The sequence below is a fragment of the Actinomadura kijaniata genome (assembly GCF_014138665.1).
GTDB lineage: Bacteria > Actinomycetota > Actinomycetes > Streptosporangiales > Streptosporangiaceae > Spirillospora > Spirillospora kijaniata.
In genome coordinates this window covers 208,874-228,432 of the sequence record NZ_JACJIA010000012.1, presented here as the reverse complement: position 1 = coordinate 228,432, position 19,559 = coordinate 208,874, and the positions used below count along the sequence as shown (strand labels likewise).

Below are 19,559 nucleotides of genomic sequence, written 5' to 3'. Positions count from 1 at the left end.
GCCTTTCGGTGCGGGGCCGTCCGATCGTGGTCGGTGGGTCACTTCTTCTTGGCGCCCTGGTTCTTGACCGCCTCGATGGCGGCCTTCGCGGCGACCGGGTCGAGGTACTCGCCGCCGCGCTTCAGCGGGGCGAAGTCGTCGTCCAGCTCGTACACCAGCGGGATGCCCGTGGGGATGTTCAGGCCCACGATGTCCTCGTCGGAGACGTTGTCCAGGTGCTTGACCATGGCGCGCAGGGAGTTGCCGTGGGCGGCGACCAGGACGGTCTTGTTCGCGGCCAGGTCGGGGACGATCGAGTCGTACCAGTACGGCAGCAGACGGTCCACGACGTCGGCCAGGCACTCGGTGCGCGGGATCAGCTCGGACGGCAGCGACGCGTAACGCAGGTCGTTGACCTGGGACAGCGGGTCGTCGTCCTTGATCGGCGGCGGCGGGGTGTCGTAGGAGCGGCGCCAGACCATGAACTGCTCCTCGCCGAACTCCTCGCGCGTCTGGGCCTTGTTCTTGCCCTGCAGCGCGCCGTAGTGGCGCTCGTTGAGCCGCCAGGAGCGCCGGACCGGGATCCAGAGCAGGTCGGCCACGTCGAGCGCGATGTTGGCGGTGCGGATCGCCCGCTTCAGCAGCGAGGTGTGCACCACGTCGGGAGTGATGTCGGCGTCGAGCAGCAGGTCGCCGCCCTTGGTCGCCTCACTCTCCCCCTTGGCGGACAGGTCGACGTCCACCCAGCCGGTGAACAGGCCCTCCGCGTTCCACACGCTTTCGCCATGCCGGAGCAATACCAGGGTCGCCATGGCCCAGAGCTTATCGGTCCCGGTCCCGAACCCCGGTCAGCGGTTCGCCGGGTCCGCGAAGGACGCGAACGCCCGCAGGTTCGCCAGGCTCTCGCCGCGCTTCACCCGCCAGTCCCACTCCTTCTGGATGGAGGTCTTGAAGCCGCGCTCCAGGGCCTTGTCGAAGTTCTCGTCGGAGTAGGTCAGCACGCAGCCGAGGACGCGGTCGATCTCGTCGGCGGTGATGGCGGCGAGGGGCAGCCTGCCGACCAGGTAGACGTCGCCGGTCTCGTCCAGGGCGAACGAGACGCCGTACATCCGGCCGTTGCGTTCGAGGAGGAAGCGGTAGAACTCCGCGTGGTTCTCGTCGGGCCGGCGGCAGAAGAACGCCTCCACGTGCAGGCTGTGGTCGCCCACGATCAGCCACGTCATGGTGGCGAGCTTGTGCTGACCGGGCAGCTTGACGAAGAACGCGCCCGGACGCGGCTCGTCGTATTCCAGCTCGGCGGACTTCAGGGCCGCCTCGATGATCTCGCCGTACTCACTCACGCGGTGCCTCCCGCTCGCTTCCAGGGCGCTCCAAGGCGCCGCCTTCCCCCGTCGCTGTGATCGTTTCGCCCTTCCAGCGCGCTCACGCGGAGATCTCCATGACGCGGGAGGTCCTCTCGTCCATCGCCCCGGTATACACCTCCAGCAGGCGGTCCACGGTGGCGTCCCAGCCGAACGCGCGGCCGTGGCGGACCGCGCCGCGGGCCAGGCGGGCGTGCAGGCCGGGCTCGTCGTGCAGGCGGCGCAGGGCGGCGGCGTAGTCGGCCGGGTCGTGGCCCTTGATCAGCAGGCCGGACTCGCCGTCGTTGACGGCGGTGCACAGGCCGCCCACGGCCGCCGCGACGACCGGGGTGCCGCACGCCTGGGACTCCACGGCGACCAGGCCGAACGACTCGTTGTGCGAGGGGACGACCGTCACGTCGGCGGCGCGGTACCAGTCGGCCAGCTCGCGCTGGGGACAGGGCGGCTCGAAGCGGACGACGTCGGCGATGCCCAGCTCGGCGGCCAGGCGTTGCAGGCCCTCGGGGCGTTCGCGGCCGGAGCCGGACGGGCCGCCGACCACGGCGACGACCAGCCGCGACCGCAGCGACGGGTCGGCCCGCAGCATGCGGGCGGCGGCGTGCAGGAGGACGTCGGGGGCCTTGAGCGGCTGGATGCGGCCCACGAACAGCAGGACGTAGGCGTCGCGGGGCAGGCCGAGGCGGCGGCGCGCGGGGGCGGTGCGGTGCGGGAGCAGGCCGGTGCTGCGGGCGATCAGGGACTCGGGCTGGAACAGCGACAGGTCCGCGCCGGGGCTGACGGTCGCGACGCGGGCGGGGTCGGCGCCGTACAGCCCGATCAGCTCGCGGGCCTCCTTGGCGGTGTTGGCGACCAGCCGGTCGGCGGACTCGACGACCTGCTCCTCGCCGAGGACGCGTTCGGCGGGCTCGGGCTTGTCGCCCTCGGCCAGCGCGGCGTTCTTGACCTTGGCCATGGTGTGCATGGAGTGCACGAGCGGGACGCCCCAGCGCTGCTTGGCGGCCCAGCCCGCCTGGCCGGAGAGCCAGTAGTGGGTGTGCAGCAGGTCGTAGTGGCCGGGGTCGTGGGCGGCCTCGGTGCGCAGGACCTCGGAGGTGAACCCGCACAGCTGGCGCGGCAGCTCGGCCTTGTCGAGCTCCTCGAACGGGCCCGCCACGACGTTGCGGACGAGCACGCCGGGGACCAGCTCGACGACCGGCGGCAGGGCGCGCGAGGTGGCCCGGGTGAAGATGTCGACCTCGACGCCCCGGTCGGCGAGGCGCTTGGCGACCTCGACGACGTAGACGTTCATCCCGCCCGCGTCGCCCGTGCCCGGTTGGTCGAGGGGCGAAGTATGAACACTGATCGTCGCAACCCGGCTGATACGACGCGACACCGGACACCACCTCCGGTAGTGCAACCTATCCAGGGTGTCAGGTGTTCCCGCACGTGGGCGATCAACCGTCGCGGTGGCCGGGCGTGACGGTCATCACCCGCGTTGACCCCGCGATGACCTGCGGTTGACCCCGGTGCGCGGGCCGTCGCGGCGGTTCTGGAAAGCTGTGCGCATGCGGAAGACGGCGGTGGTTACCGGAGCGAGCAGTGGTATCGGCGCGGCCACGGCGCGGCGCCTGGCGGCCGAGGGGTTCAACGTCGTGCTGGCGGCCCGGCGGCGCGACCGGCTGGACGCGCTGGCCAAGGAGATCGCGGAGGGCGTGCCGGGCGCGGGCAGGGTCGCGCCGGTCGTGCTGGACGTCACCGACCAGGAGTCGGTGGACGCGCTGGCCGGGTCCCTGGACGCGGTCCACGTGCTGGTCAACAACGCGGGCGGCGCGCTCGGCCTGGAGCCGGTCGCCGACGCCGACCCGGCCGACTGGCAGGCGATGTACGACACGAACGTGCTGGGCCTGCTGCGGGTGACCAAGGCGCTGCTGCCGAAGCTGGTCGCGGGCGGCGACGGCCACATCGTCAACATCACCTCGCTGGCCGCGCACGTCCCCTACGAGGGCGGGGCCGGGTACAACGCCGCCAAGCACGCCGCCTACGCGGTGAACGAGGTGCTGCGGCTGGAGCTGGTCGCCGAGCCGGTCCGGGTCACCGAGATCGCGCCGGGGCTGGTGCGGACCGACGAGTTCGCGCTGGTGCGGTTCAAGGGCGACGCCGAGCGGGCCGCCAAGCCGTACGAGGGCGTTCCCGAGCCGCTGGTGGCCGAGGACGTCGCCGACTGCGTGGCGTGGGCGGTGACGCGGCCGTCGCACGTGAACATCGACCGGATCGACGTGCAGCCGCGCGTCCAGGCCGCCCCGTACAAGCTGCACCGCGTCTAGGCGGGTCGGCTCCGGCACGTCCGGGTATCCCCCCGGGTAAAAGCCTGACTCGGGGGGACGGGCATGGCCGGGGAATGGGTGGTGCCGCTCGGCGGCGCGCGGGTGCGGCCCGACGTGGCGGGGGCCACGGGGGCGTCGCTGGAACGGCTGACGGAGGCGGGGCTGCCCGTGCCGACGGGGTTCCTGGTGACCTCGGGCGCGTACTGGCGGTACGTCGACGGCGCGGAGCTCCAGCCGCGGATCCTGCGGGCGGTGGCCGCGCTGGGTCCGGCGGAGGCCGAACGCCGGATCGCCGCGCTGTTCGCCGCGCACGAGCTGCCGGACGACCTGGCCGGGCAGATCCGCTGGGCGTACGCGGACCTGGGCGCCCAGGACCATGCGGTCGCGGTGCGCGCGGCGGCGGCGTGGGACCTGGGCGGCGCGCCGATCGAGCGGCCCGAGGCGCTGCAGGGCGGGCGGCTGGCGACGCTCCTGGACGTGCGGGGCGAGGCGGCGGTGCTGGCGGCGGTCCGCGACGCGTGGGCGTCGCTGTGGTCGGCGGAGGCGATCGACTTCCGCAACCACCGGCGGATCGACCACGAGTTCGCGGCGGTGGGCGTGGTGGTGCAGTCGATGGTGGTCGCCGAGGCGGGCGGGACGCTGTGCACCTCCGCCCCCGGCGACGCCGCGCACGCGGTGGTGCACGCGGTGTGGGGCGGGGGCGCGACCGTGGTCGAGCGCAGGACCATCCCCGACGTGCTGGTGCTGGACCGGCGGTCGCGGCGGATCGTCGCGCGGCGCGTCGCGGCCAAGTCGGTGCGGGTGCTGCCGGACGGGACGTTCGAGCCGCAGCCCGCCGAGCTGCGGACCCGGCCGGTCCTGACCCCCGGGCAGGCCGCCGAGCTGGCCCGGTTCGGGGACCGCGTGGAGCGGGTGGCGGGGCGGCCGATGCGGGTGGAGTGGGCCTGGGCCGACGACCACCCGTACCTGATCAGGGCGCGGCCGATGGACGAGCACCGGGCCGCCGGGGACGGCGACGGCCGCTCCGGCGACCGGGCGTGGAGCCGGGGCGGGATCGGGGAGGCCGTTCCGGACGTGATGACGCCGTGCACGTGGTCGCTGCTGCGGACGCTGCTGGACACGGTCGGCGCGGCGTCCGGGCGGCGGTACGGGAACCTCGGCGGCCACCTCCACACGAGCCTCGACCCGGAGCCGCGCGAACCGGCGCACCTGGTCGGCGCGGCACGGGCGCGGCTGGACCGGCGGCGGATCCCCGCCTTCCTGGAGGGCGCGCCGGACCACTGCGACGATCTCCGGAGGCGCGTCCGCGCGGCCGGGGAGCCCCGCAAGCTGGTCCGGCTGTGGAACCGGGAGATCCGCCCCTACTTCCTGGAGGCGTGCCGGGTCGCGGCCGCCGCCGGACTCGACGACGGCGAGGCCCCGGACGTGTTCCGCAGGCTGGAGCGGCTGGTCGGGGCGGACGACGCCAACGCGGTGTTCGCCGGGCTGCGGGCGGCCGGGAAGGACCCGTTCGCGGTGTTCGGGCCGGTGACGGGGCTGGCGCGGGTGGCGCGCGGCGACCTGGCCGAGGACGGCTACCTGCGCCGGTGGGGGCACCGGTCGGCGCACGAGTTCGAGGTGGCGATGCCGCGTCCGGACGAGGAGCCCGGCTGGGTCGCCCGGTGGTCGGGGGCGCCCGGGCCGGACGCGCTCGACCTGCTCGCGGAGCGGCGGGCGGCGGTCCGGGAGGCGTGGCTGCTGCTGCGGGCGCGGCATCCCTACCGGGTGACGGCCCTGCGGCGCGGGATCGGCACGTGGGCCGGGGCGTTCCACCTGCGGGCGGCGGTGCGGTCGGAGGTGGCGCGGGTGTTCGGGGTGCTGCGGGCGTTCGTGCTGCGGGCCGGGGAGGTGACCGCGCTCGGCGACGCGGTGTTCTTCCTGACCGCCGAGGAGATCGTGGAGGTGCTCGGCGGCGACGGGACGGCGCTGCGGCGCGGGACCGGGCGGCGGCGGGCGTACGAGCGCTACCGGATGACGCCGGACCCGCAGGGCGCGAACGTCCGGGCGGACGGCATGGTGATCACGAGTGCGGCGGGCACCGGCGGGACGGTCGAGGGCGTGGTGCGGGTGCTGCACGCGGTCGAGGAGGGCGACGCGCTGCGGCCCGGGGAGATCCTGGTGGCGCCGGTGGCGAACGTCGGCTGGACGCCGCTGTTCCCGCGCGCGGCGGCCGTGGTGACGAACGTGGGGGCGCCCTTCTCCGAGGCCGCCGTGGTGGCGCGGGAGCTGGGCGTTCCGGCCGTGGTCGGGGCGGAGTCGGCCACGACGCTGCTGCGGACCGGCGACCGGGTCCGGCTGGACGCGGCGCGGGGGCTGGTGCGGCTGGTCACGCCCGTGGATCGACCGCTGACCACGGCACCGTGACCTCGCCCAGCCGCCACCGGGCCCGTCCCCCGAACGGCGGGCGGGTCAGGACCGGGTAGGAGCGGGCCAGCAGTTCCACGGCGGCGACCCAGCGGGCGCGGGGCCCGAACACCGACTGCGGCGCGGCCATCGCCCAGCAGCGGTCGAACCCGGCGAGCAGGGCGTGCACGCGTTCGCCGGGGACGTTGCGGTGGATCAGCGTCTTGGGAAGACGTTCGGCCAGGTCGGAGGGGGTTTCCAGGGTCGGCAGATGCGCCGCGAACGTGATCGTCCGCGGTGCGGCGCGGACGGTTCCGCGGCCGGTGGGCGCGCCGCGTTCCAGGGCGACCCAGACATGGCGGCGGCCGAGCTCGTCGCAGGTGCCCTCGACCAGGACGCCGCCGGGGGCGAGCCGGGAGCACAGGTCGTCCCAGGCGCGCCAGGCGGCGGGCTCCTCGTACTGGCGCAGGACGTTGGCGGCGCGGACCAGGTTCGGGGGCCGGTCCACGGGCAGCTCGAAGCCGCCGCGCAGGAACGACAGGCCGTCGTGGCCGGGGTGGGCGCGCAGGAACGCCAGCCCGGCGGCGACCCGGTCGGGCTCGATCTCGATCCCGGCGACCTCCAGCCGGGGCGAGACCGCGCGCAGCCGCGTGTACAGCTCGACGGCGGTGATCGGCGACGCGCCGTACCCGAGGTCGACGGCCAGGGGACGGTCCCCGGCGCGCAGCGCCCCGGCCTGGGTGGCGGCGATCCAGCGGTCCATGCGGCGGAGCCGGTTGGGGTTGGTGGTGCCCCGGGTCACCTCCCCCTGGGGCCTGGTCGTGCGGGCCATCCCGCCATTGTCCCGCCCCGGGGGAACGGCCGGGACCACCCCGCCGAACCGGATTCGGTAAGGAATCGGTTACGGTGCTCCCCGGCGGTACTTCCGGGAGGAGAGGCGATGCCCCAGCTCGACCTGGCGACCCTGCACGAGGCCATAGCGGCGGCCGTTCCCGAACGCGAGTGCCTGGTCTGGCGGGACCGCCGGATGACCTGGCGCGAGGTGTCCGAACGCGGCCGCCGCCTGGCCCGCGTGCTGCACGACGCCGGGCTGGGGCGGCACGGCGGGGCCGTCGAGCCCTGGGAGTCGCCGCACGACCACCTGGCGCTCTACCTGCACAACGGCCCCGAGTACCTGGAGGGGCTGCTCGGCGCGCACCGGGCGCGGGTCGCGCCGTTCAACGTCAACTACCGCTACGTCGACGACGAGCTGGTGCGGTTGTTCGCGGACGCGCGCCCGGCGGCGATCGTGTACCACGCGCGGTTCGCGGCGGCGATCGGCCGGGTCGTGCCGAAGCTGGAGCGCGCCCCGCTGCTGCTCCAGGTCGCCGACGGGTCCGGCGCGGACCCGCTGCCGGGGGCGCTCGACTACGAGGCCGCGCTCGCCGGGGCGTCGGACGCGCCGCTGGACGTCCGCCCCGACGCCGGTGACCTGCACATCCTCTACACCGGCGGCACGACGGGGCTGCCCAAGGGCGTGCTGTGGCGGATCGGCGACCTGATGGTCGGCCCCCTCGGGCTGCGGCGGCGCGACGGCACCGCGATCACCGACCTGGACGAGGCCGTCGAGCGCGCCGTGCGCGGGCGGCACCGGGTGCTGGTCGGGCCGCCGCTGATGCACGGGGCGGGCACCTGGTCGGCGCTCGGCGGCTGGTGCGGCGGGGCCTGCGTGGTCTTCCCCGACCGCGTCGACGGGCTGGACGCCGCCGACCTGCTGCGCACCGCCGAACGCGAGCGGGTCACCCGGATGCCGCTGGTCGGGGACGCGTTCGCGCGGCCGATCCTGGCGGAGCTGGACCGGGGCCCCCACGACCTGACGGCGCTGCGGACCCTGCTGAACTCGGCCGCCGCGATCAGCCCCGAGGTCGGGGCGCGGCTGCTGGAGCACCTCCCGCACGCGCGGATCACCGACGTGCTCGGGTCGTCGGAGAGCGGGTTCGCGGTGACGCGGGGCGGGGCGGGGCGGACGTTCACGCCCGCGCCGGGGGCGGCCGTGCTCAGCGCCGACCGGACGCGGCGGCTGGCGCCGGGCGAGGACGAGCTGGGGTGGCTCGCCAAGGGCGGGGACGCGCTGCCGCTGGGGTACCTGAACGACCCGGGCAAGACGGCCGCGACGTTCCTGACCGTGGACGGGGAGCGGCTCGTCGTCGCCGGGGACCGGGCGCGGCTGCTGGCCGACGGGACCGTGGAGGTGCACGGCCGGGAGGCCACCACGATCAACACCGGCGGCGAGAAGGTGTTCGCCGAGGAGGTCGAGGCGGTGCTGCGGAACCTGCCGGGCGTCGCCGACGCGCTGGTGGTGGGGTGCCCCAGCGAACGCTGGGGCACCGAGATCGTGGCGGTGCTGCGGGTGGCGGAGCCCGCGCCGACCGACGCCGAGCTGCGCGCGGGCTGCGCCGCCCACCTGGCCCGCTACAAGATCCCCAAGGCGTTCGCGCGGACCGGCGAGAGCCTGCGGCTGCCCAACGGCAAGGCCGACTACGCCAGGGCCCGCGCGCTGGTCGCCGGGGACGCCGCTAGATCGTTGATGGGAAATGTTGTGGCTGGTCAGTGGTCGTAGGCGATCAGAGAGCGTTTGACCGGTGCGTCGATCGGCCAGTTGTGCCAGATGGCGGCGTTGAGCGCCACGATGCGCTGGCTGATGCGGGCCCACAAACCTTCGGTGGTGCGGGCCTGGTGGCGTTCCAGACCCAGTTGGTTCTTCAACCTCCAGATGACCGCCTCGATGCGCTGCCGCAACCAAGACGGGACCACCTGTCCAGGGGCGGGCTCGGGTTCGTCGTGACGGCGCGGGCGGATCAGCACATAGCCCAGCCGGGCCGCGGCCGCCTCGATGCCGGCCCCGGCAAAGCCCTTGTCGCACACGATCGGGCACGGCCCCTCGGCAGGCGGACGCACGTGCAGCAGGTGCAGCAGGTGCAGCGCTTGTTTGCGTTCGTCCAACTCCTTGGGGTGGGCCAGGCTGAACGCCGTCACGGTGCCCTCGGCGGTGGTGACCAGCATCAGCTTGGCGCCCCAGCAGAAGGCGTGGTGCGAGGTGTCATGGCCATAACCGGCGATCTCGCCCAGGCTGGAGCGGTTCACCGTGACGCGGGAGGCGCCGCAGCGTACCGGGGTGCCATCCATCAGCCGCAACCGCTCATGCCAGGTGGGGGTGGCACGAGCCAGCCAGCAGGCCACCGCCACCCACACCGGGCCCAGATCACGCAGGTGCCGGTTGTACTGGGCCTGGCAGGGCAGTCGGGGGAACAGGTGCCCGATCCGGGCCGCCGCGATGCGCAGCCAGCGGCGTTCGGCGTCACAGCCCAGCAGCACCTGGGCGACCGCGACACAGACCAGCTCGGCATCGGTCAACGTCCGGGGCCGCCCTGGCCGTGAGAACCGTTGCCGCCAGGGCAGGACGTGGTCGTCCAGATGAACGTAGAGTGCGGTCACAAGGGCGTCCAAGTCTGTTTTCACACACCGACCATGGGCGCCCTTCCCCATGCCCGCACCCGGTTCAGCAATTTCCTATCAACGATCTAGGCCATGAACTTGGCCCAGCACCGAGGGTGTCGCCGCGCAGGTAGGTGGCGATGATGTCGTCGGTTTGGGCGTGCAGCCGGTTGCAGTCCTCCAGCGGGGACTCGCGGGCGATGACGGTGTGGACCTGGTCGGGGCGGGTCTGGGCCAGGGCCAACGCGGTGACGGTGCCGCCACTGGAGCCCGGGGCCGCGGTGTCCTCTGCGCGAAGGGGGGATGGTTTCTCCGGTCCCTGGGCTGGAGGGGCGGGCCCGCAGCACCCGGCGGGATGATCACGGTTTGACACCGGGTCCGGCGGGACACCGCCCACACCCTGCCCCTACCCCCGCGGGCCCTATGTTCCACGCGGCAGCGCCCGCCGACCAGTACGCCGACCAGGACGCCGACCGGGTGGCGCGTGCGGTGGTTGCCGCATGATCTCGCCGCACACCCGGTGGTGCTGAACGCCTGGGGTCGCTGAGCACCACCGGGTGGCGCTCTCCGTGGGCGCGTCCTCATCGGTGCTGGGACACCTGGCGCCGAGGCGAGGGGCGCTGAACAAAGGACGCGCCCACGGAGGCGACCAACCGGCCAGACCTCGGGTGCCAGACCTCGGCCCTGATCCCCCACCAGGCCCGCGTGGCACCGGGCTCGACCGGTCAGCGCCCCAGAACCTAACCCTGTCGAACCCTGCCGATCGGCAATCACGCGGCGCCTGCGACCAGCGGTCACGTCCCTGAGACGAGCGGTCGTGATGGTCCTGCCCACCCCCACACACGCCAGCGCCGGACAAGAACCACCCGCCGCCACGGCCGTCACGCACCGCTATCGCTGCTGGTGAGACGGGCCTGCGGGGCGAAGCCGTCGGGAGGTTCCACCGCACCTTCTGTTTTCACATGGTGACAAAACCACCACGTCCAACCTTCCGGAAGCACGCTCCGGCGACCGGCGAGACCATCGTTTCGGGTGCAGAGATCTGACCGCAGAGGAGGCCACCGCACACACCGGGAACGCGAGCAGGCTTCACACGGGATGCGGGGTTGGCATGGGCGCCGCTGTCCGGCAAACGATCTGCATCGCGGCACATCAGCCAGGCGTCCAACCGGTATGAGTGCCCCGCCCCCCCGACCCCGCCTCCCAGTCCGAAGCCACCCCACCAGCCGACCCGGCGGCCAGCCCACCAGCCAGCCCGCTGTGGTTGAGGGGCGGTTGCGTCCTCCTACCCAGGAGGAACTCGGTCAGTTGCCGGTCCGCGACCGGCTGGAGCTGCTGGAGCTGCAGCGCCAGCGCCGCGACGCCCGCCGACACAGCCGCCATCAGTGGTTCAACAGCCTCGGGATCGCCTTTGGTGTGCTGTTCACCGCCGCCAGCCTGGTCAGCACCTGGCTGACCTTGCAGGCCACCAAGGAAGGCCAGATCACCGACCGCTACACCAAGGCCATCGAACAGCTGGGATCGGCCAAGCCCGAGGCGATCGCGCGGGAGCCGCATCCGGCAGCATCCGGGTCCACGCCCACGGCACCATCCCTCCACCAGCTCACCCACGCGCCATCCGCTCCATCTGGGTCGGCCTCGGCCCAGGACTCCCGGGACTACAGCGAGGGGCAAGCCAGTGTGACCGCTCCGGCTCAGTCCTGCCCGCGTCGGACCGCTACGAGCGATATCACAAACACCGTCAACGACATGATCAACCCCGCGATGCAATAGCGCCGGTGCAGCGTGCCCCAGCGGTCATCTACGAGCGAAGGGAAGATCAGCACGCCACGCTGTTAGACGCTTGACCAGTTACGGCAGATCAGTCCGTCGCGAGGTGGAGGCCGACCTCGCGTTGATCGGACCCCACGGCCCCCTCACCCTGCTCGAAGCGTTCGAAGGGCGCCGCCAGCTCATCACCTACTACTTCATGTGGCACCCCGGCCATCCCGCAGCCGAGCAGTGCGAGGACTGCACGTGGTGTGCCACCCAGGTCGCGGAGTTGCCCTACACTCATTCTCGCGACATCACCTACGCGGTCTTCTGCCAAGGGCCCTGCGACGAAAACAGCCGCTATCGCGACTTCATGGGCTGGGACATGCCGTGGTACGCGGCGGAGGAATCCCTCGACGCGCTTCTTGTCGGGCGCCCCATCGGGCCGATGTATCTGGTGTGCTATGTACGGGACGGCGACCGCGTGTTCGAAACCTACCGGACGACCCGCCGCGGCGTAGAGGCAATGGACTACAGCTACTCGCTCATGGATCTCACCGTGTACGGACGCCAGGAGCCGTGGCAGGACTCGCCCCCCGGCTGGCCGCACAGCTGGATCGGCACCAGCGAGCGGCTCCGCATCAACGGCCACCCCATCGCTCAGTGGTCCCGCATGCATGCCAAACGGTCCGACGACCTTGGCAACCACCCCTCGGTGAACCGCAGATCCGAGCCAAAGGCGCTCCGGGCAGCTCGACGAGGGAACCGATTCATGGAGCCTTTTTCAGCTGGGGTGGCTCGGGTCTGAGCATGGCAGGGCCGTCAACGGTCTGACGGAGTGGCGCGAGCAGAAGAGCCCCTGGTAGGACGGGTGATCTCTCACAACCGCTCGTCCACAACCAGAGGCTCCACGTGCTTTTCTATCGTGGTCCGCTGCCGCGTTAGACCTTGACCTATGTGACCGGCGTGGTGCGCCGTGACCGCGCCACCCGAGGCGTCCACCGACACCGCGCGCTCGCACCGGGCCAGCAGGCGTTGATGACCCTGCTCTGCCTGCGCAAGGGCGCGACTTTCACCGCGTTGGCCTGCAGGTTCGCCGTCTCGACCGCCACCGCCTGGCGGTAGGTCAACCGCATCGTGGACCTGCTGGTCGCCCGCGCCCCCAAGCTGGGCGCCGCGCTAGGTCGTGTGACCTGTGACCGGCTGCTGTATGCGGTGCTGGACGGCACCCTGGTCCCCATCGATCGAGTGGCCACCGACCGGCCGTTCTGCTCGGGTAAACACAAGAGACACGGTATGGACCTGCAGGTGCTGGCCGCCGGGGACGGGCGGCTGCTGTGGGGTGTCGGGGGCGCTGCCCGGCAGCGTGCACCACCTGAGTGCCGCCCGGACCTGGAGCGTGCCCCGCCACCTGCGCACCGCCGATCTGCTGGTGCTGGCCGACAAGGGCTACCAGGGCCTGGACGAGGCGATCCTCCCCTACAAGGGGCGCGGCAAGCCCGATTCGCAGAAGGACGCCAACCGCTCCCACGCCCGCCTGCGCGGCCCGGGCGAATGCGCAGGCGCCCAACTGAAGTCCTGGCACATCCTGGACAAGCTGGGCTGCTGCCCCCACCGCGCCGGACACCTGGCCAAAGCCATCCTCGTACTACAGAACCGCGAGACCGCCACCCGCTGAAAAGGCTCATGGGTACTCAGACGCTGAGTTTTTCCTACCGATTCAGGTAGAAACGGCTGCGGGGATGCCTGCCGATCGCCTCCGGCTGCTTGTGTCAGCGGCGATCTGGGGGAATGGTGTGTTCTCTCCTTGGGGTCTCGCGCTGCTTTTTAGCCAGACCGAGCAGGCCTAGAAGGCCAAGGAGGCCTGTCAGCCCCCATAGGCCCTTGTTGTCATGGTCGTCATTGTCCTGCCGGGGCTGCTGACGTTCTTGCGATGCCATCACCTGTATCTGGTTCTTTGTGACCGTTTCCGACGGTTCTGCGAGGGTTGGCGCTGCAGAGCCGATACCGATGAACGCCGCCATGGCCGCGGCGGCGATGTACTTACTCATTTATTCCTCCTTCGGATTCGGTGAGTCGACTATTTCCTCGAACTTGTCAGCTAGTCGAGGTACTGCCTTCCGTCGCCTGTTCCTACCCCGACGAGAAGGAAAGCTGTATTCTTTCGAGCAAATATTTCCTCCGGAAATCGCCAAGGCGACTTGCCTGACTGGTCTCTTTTTAAGCAGACGGCAGTCTAAAGGTCACGATTGTGGGGCATCGGGACGGCTTTGGCCAGGGGCCAGGGTCATGAACGCCTCATGGGTGTCGGCGTGGACTGTCAGCGGACGCGCAACTGGCGGAACCGATGCGCAGTTCGATCGTGCGCTCTACGACCCAGACCGACGCCAAAAAGGTGATCACTCACCAAGTGCGCGGATCAGACCAGGAGCAGGGCTACATCCAGTTCGGGGAAGCCCACAAAGGCGTGCGAATCTTCGGTGGCGTGGTCGTCAGTTGGGTACCGGAACTCGGCGAGGACGATGCGTGGATCCGGTTCAGTGACCACGGCATCAGGATGTTGCAGCACAAAAACGGCCAGGCTGTGAGCGCGAACGTGCCCTGCGCCTCGCTCAATGACCGGCCCCTGTGATCACGCCCTGATCAGGGTCTCCCCAACAGTCCCCGGCCCAAATCAAGGATGCTCGCGCAGGCCACCGGGCATGCACACCGCCCGGCAGCAAGGTAGGCCCTGGCTTGGGCCAGCGTGGGCCGGCCTGGGCGGCCGCGGCTGGATCACCACCGACCTGGCCGCACTCATCGAACGACGCCCCGAGATCCGGGACCGCACCCGCGCCATCGACCGGCACATCATCACCGCGCTGCTGGATCGCCGCGACGTGCCACTACGCGAAAAGACACTCTGGCGGCTGGCCTACGAATCGGCCGCCCGCGCCGATGAGGTCCTGGCACTCAACATCGAGCACTTGGACCTGGACAACAAACGCGGCCGCATCCTCGGCAAGGGCGGCACCGCCCGCTGGATCCACTGGCAGTCCGGTACCACCCGCCTGCTCCCGCGCCTGATCAACGGCCGCACCAGCGGCCCGCTGTTCCTGGCCGACCCGCGCCCGCACCGGTGCCCAGACCACCGATGAACCCACCGACCAGCCGACCGACCAGGAGTAGCCCGCCACCTCGGCTGGCGGCATGCTGAAGGCCGCCGCCTGTCTGTGCGCCGCCGCGCTCGCCCTGCCCCTGGCGCTGGTCTTCTTGATCACCGCCAAGGGCGGGACACCGGTCGCGGGCGCTCCCACCGCGTTGGCCAAACGCGACATCCCACCGGCCTATCTGCGCTGGTACCTGGACGCCGCGCGCACCTGTCCGGGACTGTCCTGGAGCAGCCTGGCCGTGATCGGCAAGGTGGAAAGTGACCACGGCCGCTCCAACCTGCCGGGCGTGCACTCCGGTGAGAACCACGCCGGGGCCGGTGGTCCGATGCAGTTCCTCGGCCCCACCTGGGCGGCCTACGGTGTGGATGCCAACCACGACGGCCGCGCCGACCGTTACGACCCCGCCGACGCCATCTACGGCGCCGCCCGTTACCTGTGCGCCAACGGCGCGGGTAAGGGCGGCAAATGGCTGTACCGGGCGATCTGGCACTACAACCACGCCGACTGGTACGTCCGCAAGGTCTTGGAGATGGCTAAGCGCTACGCCGCCTCAATGGCGATGTTGGCCAGCGGCCGCGGCGCGGTGGCACTACGGGCCGCGCCGCGCTGGCTGGGCGCTCCCTCCTTCTGGGGCGGCGGACCGAATGGCCCCAGCTATGGCATCGCCCACGGCGCGCACATCAAGGGCTTTGACTGCTCGGGCCTGGCCCAGTACACCTGGGCCCAGTCCGGAGTGCGCATCGACCGGGTGGCCGCCGCCCAGTATGACGACGGTCCACACGTGCCCCGCTCCCAGCTGGAGCCTGGGGACCTGCTGTTCTTCGCCCACAACCCGCGCCGCCCCGACTCCATCCACCGCGTCGGCATCTACGCCGGCGGCGGCCGCATGCTGCACGCCCCCCAGACCGGCGATGTGGTGCGCATCGCCCAGTTCACCGGCAACCCCTACCGCGAGCGCCAGTACGTCGGCGCGACCCGTCCCGCCGCTTCGCGCTCCCACTCGGCTTGACCTTCACCAAGGAGGCCCTGGCATGCATCCACACGGTCCCTATCGCCGATCCGCCCACCGCCCCAGCTCCATCCAGCCGCCCCGCACCCACACCCGCCACGGCCTCGTCAAACGCCGAAGGCACCCGTCCCCTGTGGGCCGCTGCGGGCGTTCAGCTTCGGTGGCGGCTGGCAGTCGGTCGCCGCTCTGGTCCTGGCCACCCGTGGCGAGGTGCCCTTCACCACGTTCCTGTTCGCCAACGTCGGCGACGACTCCGAACATCCCGCCACCCCGGCCTACGTCCGCCAGCATGCCGTGCCGTTCGCCGCCGCCCACGGGCTGGACCTGCGCGAGCTGCGCCGCATCCGTCGCGACGGCGCCACCGAGACCCTGTACGGCCGTCTGATGCGCGAGGGCTCACGTTCCATCCCGATCTCGGTGCGGATGAGCAACGGCGCGCCGGGCACCCGCTCGTGCTCAGTTATCTGCACTAGATCGTTGATGGGAAATTGCTGAACCGGGTGCGGGCATGAGGAAGGGCGCCCATGGTCGGTGTGTGAAGACAAACCTGGACGCCCTTCTGACCGCACTCTATGTCCACTTGGATGACCACGTCTTGCCTTGGCGGCAATCCCCGTCACGGCGAGGACGGCCCCGGACGCTGACCGATGCCGAGCCGGTCTGCGTCGCGGTCGCCCAGGTGCTGCTGGGCTGCGATACCGAACGCCGCTGGCTGCGCCTGGCCCCGGCCCGGATCGGGCACCTGTTCCCCCGGCTGCCGTGTCAGGCCCAGTACAACCGGCACCTACGCGATCTGGGGCCGGTGTGGGCGGCGGTCGCGGTGTGGCTGGCCCGCCTCACCCCCACCTGGCACGAGCGGCTGCGGCTGATGGATGGCACCCCGGTACGCTGCGGCGCCTCCCGCGTCACGGTCCACCGCTCCAGCCTGGGCGAGATCGCCGGCTATGGCCACGACACCTCCCACCACGCCTTCTACTGGGGCACCAAGCTGATGCTGATCACCACCGCCGACGGTGCGGTGACGGCGTTCAGCCTGGCCCACCCCAAAGAACTGGACGAACGCAAACAAGCACTGCATCTGCTGCAGGTGCGCCCACCCGCCGAGGGACCGTGCCCGATCGTGTGCGACAAGGGCTTTGCCGGGGCGGGCATCCAGGCGGCCGTGGCGCGGCTGGGATACCGGTTGATCCGCCCGCGCCGCCACGATGAGCCGCACCCCAGTCCTGGTCACGCTTTTCCCGCCTGGCTGCGTCAGCGCATCGAGGCGGTCATCTGGAGGTTGAAGAACCAGCTGGGTCTGGAACGCCACCAGGCCCGCACCACCGAGGGTTTGTGGGCCCGCATCAGCCAACCCATCGTGGCGCTCAACGCCGCGATCTGGCACAACTGGCTCACCGACCAGCCCATCAAACGCTCCCTGACCGCCTACGACCACTGACCAGCCACAACATTTCCCATCAACGATCTAGGGGGTGAACACCGCCCGCACGACCTCGTCCGGGGCCTCGCCCGCCTCGGCGAGCAGCGCGCCCTCGGCCGACCAGATGCCCGACCGGCCGGAGGTGCGGTCGAAGCCGCCGCCGGTCGGGCCCGCGAACGCCGCCGTCGCGGCCCACACCCCGTGGTCGGCGACGACGCGGCGGGCGCGTTCGCCGTGGACCCCGGCCTCGTGGTCGGCGTGCACGACCCCGGCGACGTAGCCGTCGATGCCGAGCGCCGCGGTGCGCTCGGCGTGCTCGGGGACGCCGGTGTCGCGGCACACGGCCAGGCCCAGCCGCCAGCCGTCCACCTCGATCACGGCGGGCTCGCCGGCCTTGAAGCGGTCGGCCTCGCCGCCGTGCAGGTACGTCTTGCCGTAGACGACGCGCGCGCCCTCGCCGTCCACCGCCAGGACGCCGATGTAGGGGCCCGGCACCGGCGCGCCGACCAGGGCGAGCGTCCCGGTCTCGGCGCACGCCGCGACGATCGGGGCCAGCCGCCCGTCGCCCGGGTCGACCGGGACGGCGTCCAGCTCGTACCCGGTCAGCGACAGCTCGGGGAACACCACCACCCGCGCGTCCGCCGCCCGCACCGCCTCCGCGTGGGCGACCGCGTTGGCCGCCACGTCGTGGGCCGCGCACCTCGGCTGCGCCACCGCGACGCTCAGCGGCCGCCGGTCCGCGCTCCGTTCCGTTCGCCCCACCCCTGACCTCCCGTCCTGGATCACGGGACCACCCTAGAGCGCGGCCGAAATCCCACCCGTCCGGGTCTGTACGGAACGCCCCGCACACGCGATTCTGACGGAATGCCGGATCTACGCACCCTGCTCTCCGACCTGGCGGCCGAGGGCGACGCCCTGGACGCGCTGGTCTCCCCGCTGCCCGCCGAGGGCTGGGCCACGCCGACGCCCGCGGCGGGCTGGACGATCGCCCACCAGATCTCCCACCTCGCCTGGACCGACCGCCAGGCGATCCTGGCGGCCACCGACCCGGCCGCGTTCGCCGCCTTCGTGGAACGCGCCAAAGCCGAACTCGCCGAGGCGGTCGACGAGGGCGCGGCCGAGGGCGCGCGGGACCACCCCGACAAGCTGCTGGACCGCTGGCGGGCCTGCCGCCGCCAGGTGATCGAGGCGCTGGCCGCCGCGCCGCTGGGCGCGGAGCTGCCCTGGTTCGGGCCGCCGATGGGCACCGCGTCGATGGCGACCGCGCGGATCATGGAGACCTGGGCGCACGCGCAGGACGTCGCCGACGCGCTCGGCGTGGACCGGACCCCCACGCGCCGCCTGCGGCACGTCGCGCACCTGGGCGTCCGGACGCGCGACTTCGCGTTCCGCAACCGGGGGCTGGAGCCGCCCGCCGGGCCGTTCCGGATCGAGCTGACCGCGCCCGGCGGCGAGGCGTGGACGTGGGGGCCCGAGGGCGCCGCCCAGTCGGTGAGCGGACCGGCGCTGGACTTCTGCCTGCTGGTCACGCGGCGGCGGCACCGCGCCGACCTGTCGGTCACCGCGGTCGGAGAGGACGCCGACCGCTGGCTGGACGTGGCGCAGGCGTTCGCCGGCCCGCCCGGCGGGGACCCCGTGCCGGTCGGCGCCTGACCGGCGGGACCCGGACCGGTGAGAGCTCGCGCACTGTTCGCCCGGTCCGGGTTCCATCCCGCCGATCCTGGATAGGTCGCAGGTATGACCATCATGATCGCCTACGACGGCTCCGACGACGCCCGCGCCGCCGTCGAGTTCGCCGCCCGCCACCTGCGGCCCGAGCCGGTCACCGTGCTGACCGTCTGGGAGCCGATGCTCAGCCAGCTCGCCTGGGCCCCGCTGGCCGCGGGCGGGCCGATCCCCGCCGTCGACCCCGCCGGGGAGGAGTGGACCGAGCAGGAGCACGCCGCCAAGGTCGCCGAGGACGGCGCCGCGCGGGCCCGCGCCGCCGGGTTCACCGACGTCGCCGCCCGCGCCGAACGCTGCGACGGGCCCGCCTGGTCGGCCATCGTGGACGTCGCCGACGAGCTGGGCGCCACGCTGGTCGTCACCGGGTCGCGGGGGCTGTCGGGGGCCAGGTCGGTGCTGCTCGGCAGCGTGTCCACGCGCGTGCTGCACCACACGAAGCGGCCGGTCCTGATCGTTCCCCCCGCGTCCTAGCCGTTCAGGACGCGCTCGAACGCCCGGTACGCGTCGGGCGTGAACAGCACGAACCGCACGTCCTCCACGAGGGTCGCGGTGCTCCGCACCGTGGTGACGGCGATGCGCGCGGCGTCGTCCATCGGCCAGCCGTAGATGCCCGCCGACACGGCCGGGAACGCGATCGACCGCAGCCCCAGGTCGTCGGCCACCCGCAGCGACTCGCGGTAGCAGGACGCCAGCAGCGCCGAGCGGTCCTCGGTGTCGGAGTAGACCGGGCCGACGGTGTGGATCACCCAGCGGGCGCGCAGGTCGCCGCCGGTCGTGGCCACCGCCTGCCCGGTCGGCAGCCCGCCGCCGTAGTGCGAGGCCCGCAGCTTGCGGCACTCCTCCAGGATCGCCGGACCGCCCCTGCGGTGGATCGCGCCGTCGACGCCGCCCCCGCCCAACAGCGAGGAGTTGGCCGCGTTGACGACCGCGTCCACGTCCTGCTCGGTGATGTCGCCCTGCACCAGAGTGATCTGCATGACCCGCTCTCTCCGTCGCCTGCGA

The 19,559-nt window shown here is 72.2% G+C and carries 20 protein-coding genes and 1 pseudogene; 13 read left to right on the top strand and 8 right to left on the bottom strand.

Features of this window, described 5'->3' with window-relative positions; all coding sequences use genetic code 11:
* Positions 1 to 38 precede the first annotated feature (38 nt).
* The 3 genes from HNR61_RS36125 to mshA all read right to left on the bottom strand — a co-directional run bounded on the left by HNR61_RS36125 (position 39) and on the right by mshA (position 2,712).
* Positions 39 to 791, bottom strand: a complete 753-nt coding sequence (locus HNR61_RS36125; protein ID WP_067816865.1) for a phosphoglyceromutase — start codon at positions 789 to 791, stop codon at positions 39 to 41.
* 36 nt (positions 792 to 827) lie between these two features.
* Positions 828 to 1,319 carry a type III secretion system chaperone family protein gene (locus HNR61_RS36120; protein ID WP_182847629.1) on the bottom strand — a complete coding sequence of 164 codons (492 nt, stop codon included), beginning with the start codon at positions 1,317 to 1,319 and terminating at the stop codon, positions 828 to 830.
* Positions 1,320 to 1,401: 82 nt separating this feature from the next.
* Positions 1,402 to 2,712 (bottom strand): D-inositol-3-phosphate glycosyltransferase, encoded by a 1,311-nt coding sequence (mshA, locus tag HNR61_RS36115; RefSeq protein WP_182847628.1) that lies wholly within the window; start codon positions 2,710 to 2,712, stop codon positions 1,402 to 1,404.
* 172 nt (positions 2,713 to 2,884) lie between these two features.
* Here mshA and HNR61_RS36110 point away from each other — a divergent pair, with 172 nt between their 5' ends.
* Both HNR61_RS36110 and HNR61_RS36105 read left to right on the top strand, forming a co-directional pair.
* On the top strand, positions 2,885 to 3,643 hold the full coding sequence (locus HNR61_RS36110; protein WP_182847627.1) for an SDR family NAD(P)-dependent oxidoreductase: 759 nt from the start codon (positions 2,885 to 2,887) through the stop codon (positions 3,641 to 3,643).
* A gap of 63 nt (positions 3,644 to 3,706) precedes the next feature.
* Positions 3,707 to 6,046 carry a PEP/pyruvate-binding domain-containing protein gene (locus HNR61_RS36105; protein WP_182847626.1) on the top strand — a complete coding sequence of 780 codons (2,340 nt, stop codon included), beginning with the start codon at positions 3,707 to 3,709 and terminating at the stop codon, positions 6,044 to 6,046.
* Here the strand turns inward: HNR61_RS36105 and HNR61_RS36100 are convergent.
* On the bottom strand, positions 6,009 to 6,857 hold the full coding sequence (locus HNR61_RS36100; RefSeq protein ID WP_182847625.1) for a class I SAM-dependent methyltransferase: 849 nt from the start codon (positions 6,855 to 6,857) through the stop codon (positions 6,009 to 6,011). The genes HNR61_RS36105 and HNR61_RS36100 overlap by 38 nt on opposite strands.
* A gap of 108 nt (positions 6,858 to 6,965) precedes the next feature.
* Between HNR61_RS36100 and HNR61_RS36095 the strand changes: the two genes are divergently transcribed.
* Entirely contained in the window at positions 6,966 to 8,624 is a 1,659-nt protein-coding gene (locus tag HNR61_RS36095; protein WP_182847624.1) for an AMP-binding protein, read from the top strand.
* Here HNR61_RS36095 and HNR61_RS36090 read toward each other — a convergent pair.
* Positions 8,612 to 9,523 (bottom strand): transposase, encoded by a 912-nt coding sequence (locus tag HNR61_RS36090; RefSeq protein ID WP_182847623.1) that lies wholly within the window; start codon positions 9,521 to 9,523, stop codon positions 8,612 to 8,614. The genes HNR61_RS36095 and HNR61_RS36090 overlap by 13 nt on opposite strands.
* Positions 9,524 to 10,807: 1,284 nt before the next feature.
* Between HNR61_RS36090 and HNR61_RS36085 the strand changes: the two genes are divergently transcribed.
* From HNR61_RS36085 to HNR61_RS36075, 3 genes and pseudogenes are all read left to right on the top strand, one after another.
* Entirely contained in the window at positions 10,808 to 11,272 is a 465-nt protein-coding gene (locus HNR61_RS36085) for a hypothetical protein (RefSeq protein WP_182847622.1), read from the top strand.
* 103 nt (positions 11,273 to 11,375) lie between these two features.
* Positions 11,376 to 12,059 carry a DUF899 family protein gene (locus HNR61_RS36080; protein WP_220510204.1) on the top strand — a complete coding sequence of 228 codons (684 nt, stop codon included), beginning with the start codon at positions 11,376 to 11,378 and terminating at the stop codon, positions 12,057 to 12,059.
* A 140-nt stretch (positions 12,060 to 12,199) separates the two neighbouring features.
* Positions 12,200 to 12,929 (top strand): annotated as a pseudogene (locus HNR61_RS36075) (transposase).
* Between the two features lie 94 nt (positions 12,930 to 13,023).
* On the opposite strand, the gene HNR61_RS36070 reads toward HNR61_RS36075, so the two are convergent.
* A complete protein-coding gene (locus HNR61_RS36070; protein ID WP_182847713.1) occupies positions 13,024 to 13,302 on the bottom strand; it encodes a WGxxGxxG family protein in 279 nt (92 codons plus the stop codon).
* Between the two features lie 296 nt (positions 13,303 to 13,598).
* On the opposite strand from HNR61_RS36070, the gene HNR61_RS36065 reads away from it, so the two are divergent.
* The 5 genes from HNR61_RS36065 (at position 13,599) to HNR61_RS36045 (ending at position 16,850) form a co-directional block, all read left to right on the top strand.
* Entirely contained in the window at positions 13,599 to 13,883 is a 285-nt protein-coding gene (locus HNR61_RS36065; protein ID WP_182847620.1) for a hypothetical protein, read from the top strand.
* A 70-nt stretch (positions 13,884 to 13,953) separates the two neighbouring features.
* On the top strand, positions 13,954 to 14,388 hold the full coding sequence (locus HNR61_RS36060; protein WP_246444509.1) for a tyrosine-type recombinase/integrase: 435 nt from the start codon (positions 13,954 to 13,956) through the stop codon (positions 14,386 to 14,388).
* A gap of 52 nt (positions 14,389 to 14,440) precedes the next feature.
* On the top strand, positions 14,441 to 15,412 hold the full coding sequence (locus HNR61_RS36055; protein WP_182847618.1) for a C40 family peptidase: 972 nt from the start codon (positions 14,441 to 14,443) through the stop codon (positions 15,410 to 15,412).
* Positions 15,413 to 15,622: 210 nt separating this feature from the next.
* Entirely contained in the window at positions 15,623 to 15,907 is a 285-nt protein-coding gene (locus HNR61_RS36050) for a hypothetical protein (protein WP_182847617.1), read from the top strand.
* 40 nt (positions 15,908 to 15,947) lie between these two features.
* Complete coding sequence (locus HNR61_RS36045; RefSeq protein ID WP_182847616.1) at positions 15,948 to 16,850, top strand: transposase; 903 nt, start codon at positions 15,948 to 15,950, stop codon at positions 16,848 to 16,850.
* Between the two features lie 27 nt (positions 16,851 to 16,877).
* Here HNR61_RS36045 and HNR61_RS36040 read toward each other — a convergent pair whose 3' ends face one another.
* Positions 16,878 to 17,594: a carbon-nitrogen hydrolase family protein gene (locus HNR61_RS36040; protein ID WP_312898267.1), complete on the bottom strand. Its 717-nt coding sequence runs from the start codon at positions 17,592 to 17,594 to the stop codon at positions 16,878 to 16,880.
* A 102-nt stretch (positions 17,595 to 17,696) separates the two neighbouring features.
* On the opposite strand from HNR61_RS36040, the gene HNR61_RS36035 reads away from it, so the two are divergent.
* Entirely contained in the window at positions 17,697 to 18,485 is a 789-nt protein-coding gene (locus tag HNR61_RS36035) for a TIGR03084 family metal-binding protein (protein WP_182847615.1), read from the top strand.
* Positions 18,486 to 18,569: 84 nt separating this feature from the next.
* Positions 18,570 to 19,028, top strand: coding sequence for a universal stress protein (locus HNR61_RS36030; RefSeq protein WP_182847614.1), 459 nt, complete (start codon positions 18,570 to 18,572; stop codon positions 19,026 to 19,028).
* On the opposite strand, the gene HNR61_RS36025 is transcribed toward HNR61_RS36030, so the two are convergent.
* Entirely contained in the window at positions 19,025 to 19,534 is a 510-nt protein-coding gene (locus HNR61_RS36025; protein ID WP_182847613.1) for an O-acetyl-ADP-ribose deacetylase, read from the bottom strand. The two genes, HNR61_RS36030 and HNR61_RS36025, sit on opposite strands and share 4 nt — an antisense overlap.
* Positions 19,535 to 19,559 lie beyond the last annotated feature (25 nt).